This is a genomic window from Pseudonocardia sp. SID8383 (genome assembly GCF_009864975.1).
In the GTDB taxonomy this organism is placed as follows: domain Bacteria; phylum Actinomycetota; class Actinomycetes; order Mycobacteriales; family Pseudonocardiaceae; genus Pseudonocardia; species Pseudonocardia alni.
Genome location: NZ_WWFY01000844.1, coordinates 1 through 6780, shown reverse-complemented (window position 1 = coordinate 6780; position 6780 = coordinate 1). Strand labels below are relative to the sequence as shown.

The following is a 6780-nucleotide window of genomic DNA, read 5'->3' as shown; positions in this document are numbered from 1 at the left end:
GCCACCGCCGCCCGTCGCCGGTGGCCAGGTCGGACACGGCGCCGGTCAGCGTGCCGGTCATGTAGGTCGTGGACTGTCCGAGCAGCTGCGCGACGCTGCTCTGCCCGCCCATCGCCAGTGCGGCACCGGCGAGCAGCGGGAGCGTCGCGCCCGGGGCGAGCGGCCAGGCCACCGCGAGCACGACGAGCACCACCAGCTCGGCGACGAGCGGGACCGACACCGCCGTCGGCCACCGGCGGCGCAGCAGCGACCACAGCGCGACGCCGACGACGAACCCGGCCACCGCGACCGCAGGCGGCAGCAGCCGGGCCGGCTCGGCGACGGCGAGGGCGTGCCCGGCCGTCACGAGGTTGCCGGTGACGACACCGGCGAACGCGCCGCCCAGTGCGACCACGGCCCAGACGTCCGCCACCCCGGCGCACGCGGCCAGCAATGCGGGGACCACCGCACGGTTCACCGCGTGGTCCTCCCGCGGCGGCGGCGCCGGTGGCACGCTGGGCGGGTGCAGCTGCGTGCGACCTCCACCCCGGCGGGCCTGCTCCGTGTGCGCTACGAGGTCACCGCCGACGGCCGGGCCGTCACCGGGTGGAGCGCGCGGGCCTGGCACTCCCACCGGGACCTCGTCATCGACGGACACCCCTACGCGCTGCGGTCGGAGGGGATCGCCCGGTTCGCGCTGGAGGGCGACATCCGGGCGCACATCCAGCGATCGGTCGACCACCCGGACGGGCCGCTCTCCCGCCCGCGGTGGACCGTCGAGCTCGGCGACCTGACCTACCGGCTCACCGGTTCGGGGATCGGGCGCCGCTTCGCCCTGCTCACCACGGCCGACGCGGTCAACGAGGCCGGGCGGGTGTGGCGGACCGGCGGGCTACGGCCGTCCTACGGTGCGGACCTCCCCGACGCCCTGCCCCTGCCGGTCGGGGTGTTCGTGCTCTGGGCGGCGATGGCGATCTGGCGGGCCACGGTCACCGCGGCCGCGACGGCGGTGCGCTGAGCCGGCCCCGGACACCACGCCCCCGGACACACGACGGCCCCGGACGTCGTGGTGGGGACGCCCGGGGCCGGTGGTCGTGCGGGTGCTGCTCAGACCTCGCCGCGGTAGCCGGCGGCCTGCGCCTGCCACATCCAGCGGGCCTCCTCCAGCGCGCGGCCCAGCTCGATGAGCAGGTCCTCGGTGAGCGGGTCGGCCTTGCCGGCCTGCTCGATGCGCGGACGCAGCCGGTCGACGGCGGCGTCGACGGTCGCCGAGATGGTGAGCACGGTGTCGGAGTCGGACACGTAGCCCGCCGGGTACTCGGGCAGCCCGGTGTCGCGGCCGACGGTCTTCGCGCGACCGTCGGGGGCGACGCCGATCGCGGCGGCCCGCTCGGCGACCGAGTCTCCGTGCTCGCGGGCCAGGTCGACGAGCTCGTCGAGGTGCAGGTGGATGTCGCGGAACTGCCTGCCGACGAGGTTCCAGTGCGCCTGCTTCGCGACCAGGGACAGGTCGACGAGGTCGACGAGGGTCTCCTGCAGCACGCCGCCGGTGATGTCGGTGGCGCCGCTGTCGAGCGGGCTGGTGATCGGGGTGGCCATGGTGCCCACCGCTCCTTCCGATGTCGGTTCGGGACGTACCGGGAGTGCCCCGCCCTCGGGACGCCCACACCCGTTCGTGATCCGTCCGACACCCGGTGAGGCGCGCCTGACCTGGGGAAAGCCGAGCCTACGAGCGCGCCGCGTGGGTCACGAGGACCGGGATCGGGGAGTCCAGGATGATCCGCTGCGCGGTGCTGCCGGTGAGCAGCTTGCCGACCGGGCTGCGCCGCCTCACCCCGACCACGAGCAGCTGCGCGTCCTCCTGCGCGGCCAGGTCGAGGATCGCCTCGGCGGGGTCGCCGCCGTCGTCGACGACGCGCACCGCGGTGGTCGGGTCGCCCTCGGCGCGCAGCCCGGCGAGCCGCGACCCGATGGTCACCTCGAGCGAGGCGTGGTCGTGGGTCCCGGTGCCGTCGGCGTCGAACAGCTCCTGGCGGCCGGTGGCCAGCACCGTCAGCGGGGCGGCCCGCAGCCGGGACTCGCGGACCGCCAGGTCCAGGGCGGCGTCGCCCTCGGGCGTCGGGCCGTAGGCCACACAGATCGTCATGTCGCTCCCCATCAGGCGTTCGCGGACGGGACGGAGACTAACCACGCCGAACGGACATACCGGAGAAAAGTTCGTTGTGGTCACAGAGATCGTAGAGTTTCCGATCCGGACCATGGAGGACGGAGCGGACGTGTGCCAACGTCTGCCCCCATGCCACGACGGCAGGTCATCGCAGCCCTGGGAATCGTCCTCGTCGCCGCACTCGCGGTGACCGCCTTCGCCGACGCCGCCCGGTCCGGGGAGGGACAGGCGGCGCGCTCCAACCTCACCCTCATCGCCCCCGCGGCCGCCGGTGGCGGCTGGGACCTGGTCGCCCGCGAGGCGCAGCAGGCCATGCGCACCGGGAACATCGTGAACACCGTGCAGGTGGTCAACATCCCCGGTGCCGCCGGGACCATCGGCCTCAACCAGCTCGCCGGTCTCGCCGGCGAGGAGACCACCATGATGGTCACCGGCACCGTCATGCTCGGCGGGATCAGCCAGTCCGGCAGCGCGCTCAGCCTGCAGGACACGACGCCGATCGCCCGGCTCGCGGAGGACTTCGAGGTCGTCGCGGTCCCGGCCGAGTCACCGTTCCGCACGCTCGACGACATGCTCACCGCCTGGGCCGCGAACCCGGCCGCGCTACCGATCGGCGGCGGCTCGGCGGGCGGTATCGACCACATGGTCGCCGCCCAGCTCGCGCAGGCCCGCGACATCCCCGTCGAGCGGATGGTCTACACCCCGCACCCCGGCGGCGGCGAACTCACGCTGAGCCTGCTGTCGACCGCGGCCGGCACCGTCGGCGTCGGGATCTCCGGCTACAACGACTTCCGCGACCTGGTGGAGTCCGGGCAGCTGCGGGTGCTGGCCGTCGTCGCGCCCGAACGCCTGCAGGGCGTCGACGCCCCGACCATGGACGAGCTGGGCATGCCCGAGGTCGACCTCGTCAACTGGCGCGGGCTCGTCGCCCCCGCCGGGATCACCCCCGAGGCCCGCGCGGAGCTGGAGCAGATCGCCCGCGAGATGGTTGGGACCGAGTCCTGGGGCGAGGCCGTGACCCGCAACCGCTGGGTGCGCAGCGAGACCTACGGCGAGGACTACGACCGCTACCTGGTCTCCGAGCAGTCCCGCATCGACGACCTTCTGAAGGAGCTGGGGCTGGCATGAGCGGCCGTCCTGCACACCTGTCCCGGGGCGCGCTCGTCGTGCCCGCGATCCTCGCCGCGCTGGGGGTCTTCCTGACCTACGGCACGCTGACCATGCGGGTCGTCGGCGACGGCGGCCTGTTCGGTCCGACCACCATGCCGTGGATCGTCGCGATCCTGTGCTACGTGGTCGCGGCGCTGCTGGCGTTCGACATCCTGCGGCCACGGCCGGAGTTCGACGCCCCGGCCCCGGTCCCGGCGGCCACCGGTGACGGCGACGTCGAGGGCGCCGCCGGCGGGGACGCGCCGGCCGACACCGGGGTGAACGCCCCGGCCGTGCTGACCGCGGTCGGCGGCGTGGCCGCGTTCATCGTCGTCCTGCCCTACCTGGGGTGGATCCTGTCCGCGACCGGGCTGTTCGTCACCGTCGCCGCCGCCCTGGGCAACCGGCGCTGGCCCGCGATGGCGCTCGGCGGGCTCGCCGTGTCCTCGGCGGTCCAGGTCGTGTTCAGCATGCTGCTCGGGATCTCGCTGCCCGCCGGCTTCGTCGGAGGGTTCTGACCCGTGGAACAACTGACCAACCTGCTCGGCGGCTTCGCCGACGTCCTCAGCCCCTCCGCGCTGCTGTTCGTGTTCCTCGGTGCGCTGATGGGCACCGCGGTCGGGGTCCTGCCGGGGCTGGGCTCGGCGATGGCCGTGGCGCTGCTGCTCCCCCTCACCTTCGTCCTCGAGCCGACCAGTGCGCTGATCATGTTCACCGGCATCTACTTCGGTGGCCTGTTCGGTGACTCCATCGCCGGGTTCCTCATGAACACCCCCGGCAACTCGACCGCCATCGCAAGCACCTTCGAGGGGCATCGGATGGCGCTGCGCGGCAGGGCCGCCCAGGCGCTGGCCACCGGCGCGATCGGCGCGTTCATCGGCGGCATGGTCGCCTCGGCGCTGGTGGTGTTCTTCGCCCCGACCCTCGCCCGGCTCGCCACCGGGTTCGGCCCCGCCGAGTTCCTCGCACTCGCCGTGTTCGCCTTCGTCGCGATCTCCGCCGTCGTCGCCGACTCCGCGATCCGCGGCGTCGCCGCGCTCGCGATCGGCCTGACCCTCGCCCTGGTCGGGATCGACCAGCCGACCGGCACACCCCGGTTCTCCTTCGGCTTCTCCCCGCTGCTCGACGGCGTCTCGATCGTCGTGATCACGGTGTCGCTGCTGGCGCTGGGCGAGGTGTTCAGCCAGGCCGCGAAGGTCGGCCGGGCCGAGGAGACCAGCGCCGTCATGCCGACCGGCCGATGGTGGCTGTCGAAGGCCGAGTTCCGCCAGGCGCTGCCCGCGTGGCTGCGCGGCACCGCGATCGGCGTCCCGTTCGGTGTCATCCCGGCCGGTGGCGCCGAGGTGCCGACGTTCCTGGCCTACGGGACCGAGCGCAGGCTCGACCGGCGCAAGGCCGAGCCGACCTTCGGGAAGGGCGCCATCGAGGGCGTCGCGGCGCCGGAGGCCGCGGGCAACGCCACCGCGGGCACCGCGATGGGCGCGCTGCTCGCGCTCGGCCTGCCCACCTCCGCGACGGCGGCGATCCTGCTCGCCGCGTTCCAGCAGTACGGCCTGCAGCCGGGCCCGTTGCTGCTGGAGCGCTCCGGGGACATCGTGTGGGCACTGCTCGCCGGGTTCTTCCTGGCGATGATCGTGCTGCTGATCCTCAACCTGCCGTTCGCGCCGCTGTGGGCGCAGCTGCTGCGGGTCCCGAAGTCCTACCTGTACGCGGGCATCGCGGTGTTCGCCGCGTTCGGCGTGTACGCCTCCGGGGCGAGCCAGGTCGACCTGGTGATCATGCTGGTGGTGGGTGTGCTCGGGCTGGCGATGCGGCTCTACGACATCCCCGTCGCGCCGGTGCTGATCGCGGTGATCCTCGGGCCGCTGGCGGAGTACTCGCTGCGCGACGCGATGGGCAACTCCGACAACGACCCGGCGGTGCTGGTGTCGAGCCCGATCACCGTGGTGCTGTACCTGCTGCTGCTGGCCGGCCTGGTCTGGACGGCGTGGCGCCGAATCGCCGAGAAGCGCGCCGCCGACGTGTGATCACCCCGCGGCGCGGGCCAGCTCCACGGCCCGCGCCAGGGTGGTGAGGCGCTCGTCGAGGGTCTCCCCCGCCGGGTAGAGCCGGACGGTGCCGACGCCGGCGGCGGCCCAGTCCCGCAACCGCGCGGCGACCCGTTCCTCGGTGCCGACCAGCGTCGTCCCCAGCACCATCTCGTCGGTCACCAGGGCCGCGGCGCCCGCCCGGTCCCCGCCCTGCCAGGCGGCGCGGACGGCGTCGGCCCGCTCGCCCCAGCCCTGGCGGCGGTAGGCGTCGAAGTAGAAGTTCCGCTCCGCGGTGCCCATCCCGCCGAGGCTGAACGCGATGCCGGGGCGGCGGGCGTCGACCATCGCCGCCTGGTCGGCCTCGTCGGTGGCGAAGGCGACCTCGGCGCCCTGGCAGACCTCGATCGCGGACCGGTCCCGCCCGGCGGCGCGCAGACCGGTGTCGAGGTGGGCGAGGTAGGCGTCGGCACCCTCGGGGACGAAGCTCGTGCCCAGCCAGCCGTCGGCGACCCGCCCGGTGAGCTCCAGCATCCGCGGGGACAGCGCGGCGACGAACACCGGCAGGTCCGGCACCGGCGTGGTCGACAGCCGCATCGGGCGGCCCTGTCCGCCGGGCAGCGGGATCGCGACGGTCTCGCCGTCGTAGGCGATGCGCTCCCCCGCGCAGGCGGCCCGGACCACCTCGATCGTCTCGCGCAGCCGGGTGAGCGGGCGGGCGAACGGCACCCCGTGCAGGCCCTCGATGACCTGGGGGCCGGACGGGCCGAGCCCGAGCAGGAACCGTCCCTGCGACATGTCGTGCAGGGTCAGCGCGGCCTGGGCGATCGCGACCGGCGAGCGGGTGCCGACCTGGATCACCCCGGAACCGAGCCGGATGCGTCCGGTGCGGGCGGCGAGGTAGCCCAGCGCGGACGGCGCGTCGGACCCCCACGCCTCGGCGACCCAGCAGTCGTCGAGGCCCAGCTTCTCGGCCTCGACGACGAACTCGACGGTCTCGCGCCAGTCACCGCCGGAGGCCTCGACCGTCGTGGCGGTCCTCACCGGCCGTCCCGGACGAGCCCGACCGGGCCGTGTACGGGCACGTCCCCGGCGGCTAGCACCGCCGTCGCCATCGGCGCCAGCAGCGCGGCGAGCTCGGCGGTCCGTTCCGGGCCGAGTGCGCCCCACGGGCGGGCGGCGGCCCGGTCGGTGAGCCGTTCGATCTCGTCGTGCTCGTCGGCGCCGGCGGCGGTGAGCGCGCCGGTGGCGTCGACCCAGCCGCGGGCCCGCAGGTCCTCCGCGCCGGCCGCCCAGGCGTCCGGGTCGACGCCGCGGGCGGTGCGCAGCCACTCGCCGTCGGTCTCCCCGGCGGCGATCTTGAGGTGGTGCGCGGCGACCGGGCCGACACCCCGCGCGACCAGGACCGCGACGTGACCGTCCCCGCGGTGCTCGCGCAGCGTCGTCGTCGCCTGCCAG

At 74.6% G+C, this 6780-nt stretch carries 8 protein-coding genes and 1 pseudogene; 4 read left to right on the top strand and 5 right to left on the bottom strand.

Annotated features, from left to right (window positions below; translation table 11 throughout):
* The coding region (locus tag GTW08_RS20365; RefSeq protein ID WP_161152390.1) for a DUF1275 family protein at window positions 1-457 on the bottom strand (457 nt) is incomplete at its 3' end.
* A gap of 45 nt (window positions 458-502) precedes the next feature.
* Between GTW08_RS20365 and GTW08_RS20360 the strand changes: the two genes are divergently transcribed.
* Window positions 503-997 (top strand): hypothetical protein, encoded by a 495-nt coding sequence (locus GTW08_RS20360; protein WP_161152389.1) that lies wholly within the window; start codon window positions 503-505, stop codon window positions 995-997.
* A gap of 89 nt (window positions 998-1086) precedes the next feature.
* On the opposite strand, the gene GTW08_RS20355 is transcribed toward GTW08_RS20360, so the two are convergent.
* Together GTW08_RS20355 and GTW08_RS20350 are read right to left on the bottom strand one after the other, a co-directional pair.
* Window positions 1087-1578 (bottom strand): Dps family protein, encoded by a 492-nt coding sequence (locus tag GTW08_RS20355; protein WP_161152388.1) that lies wholly within the window; start codon window positions 1576-1578, stop codon window positions 1087-1089.
* A 127-nt stretch (window positions 1579-1705) separates the two neighbouring features.
* Window positions 1706-2125 carry a universal stress protein gene (locus GTW08_RS20350; RefSeq protein ID WP_161152387.1) on the bottom strand — a complete coding sequence of 140 codons (420 nt, stop codon included), beginning with the start codon at window positions 2123-2125 and terminating at the stop codon, window positions 1706-1708.
* Window positions 2126-2275: 150 nt separating this feature from the next.
* Between GTW08_RS20350 and GTW08_RS20345 the strand changes: the two genes are divergently transcribed.
* From GTW08_RS20345 to GTW08_RS20335, 3 genes are read left to right on the top strand one after another with little or no spacing between them, the layout of a single operon-like run.
* A complete protein-coding gene (locus tag GTW08_RS20345) occupies window positions 2276-3274 on the top strand; it encodes a Bug family tripartite tricarboxylate transporter substrate binding protein (protein ID WP_161152386.1) in 999 nt (332 codons plus the stop codon).
* Window positions 3271-3813 (top strand): tripartite tricarboxylate transporter TctB family protein, encoded by a 543-nt coding sequence (locus tag GTW08_RS20340; RefSeq protein ID WP_161152385.1) that lies wholly within the window; start codon window positions 3271-3273, stop codon window positions 3811-3813. The genes GTW08_RS20345 and GTW08_RS20340 overlap by 4 nt, the downstream gene beginning before the upstream one ends.
* A 3-nt stretch (window positions 3814-3816) precedes the next feature.
* Window positions 3817-5322: a tripartite tricarboxylate transporter permease gene (locus GTW08_RS20335; RefSeq protein ID WP_161152384.1), complete on the top strand. Its 1506-nt coding sequence runs from the start codon at window positions 3817-3819 to the stop codon at window positions 5320-5322.
* Here the strand turns inward: GTW08_RS20335 and GTW08_RS20330 are convergent, their stop codons facing one another.
* Both GTW08_RS20330 and GTW08_RS20325 read right to left on the bottom strand, forming a co-directional pair.
* Window positions 5323-6366: an LLM class flavin-dependent oxidoreductase gene (locus GTW08_RS20330; RefSeq protein ID WP_100878122.1), complete on the bottom strand. Its 1044-nt coding sequence runs from the start codon at window positions 6364-6366 to the stop codon at window positions 5323-5325.
* Window positions 6363-6780, bottom strand: a pseudogene (locus GTW08_RS20325) (hypothetical protein); the annotation flags it as partial. The gene GTW08_RS20330 and the pseudogene GTW08_RS20325, both read right to left, overlap by 4 nt.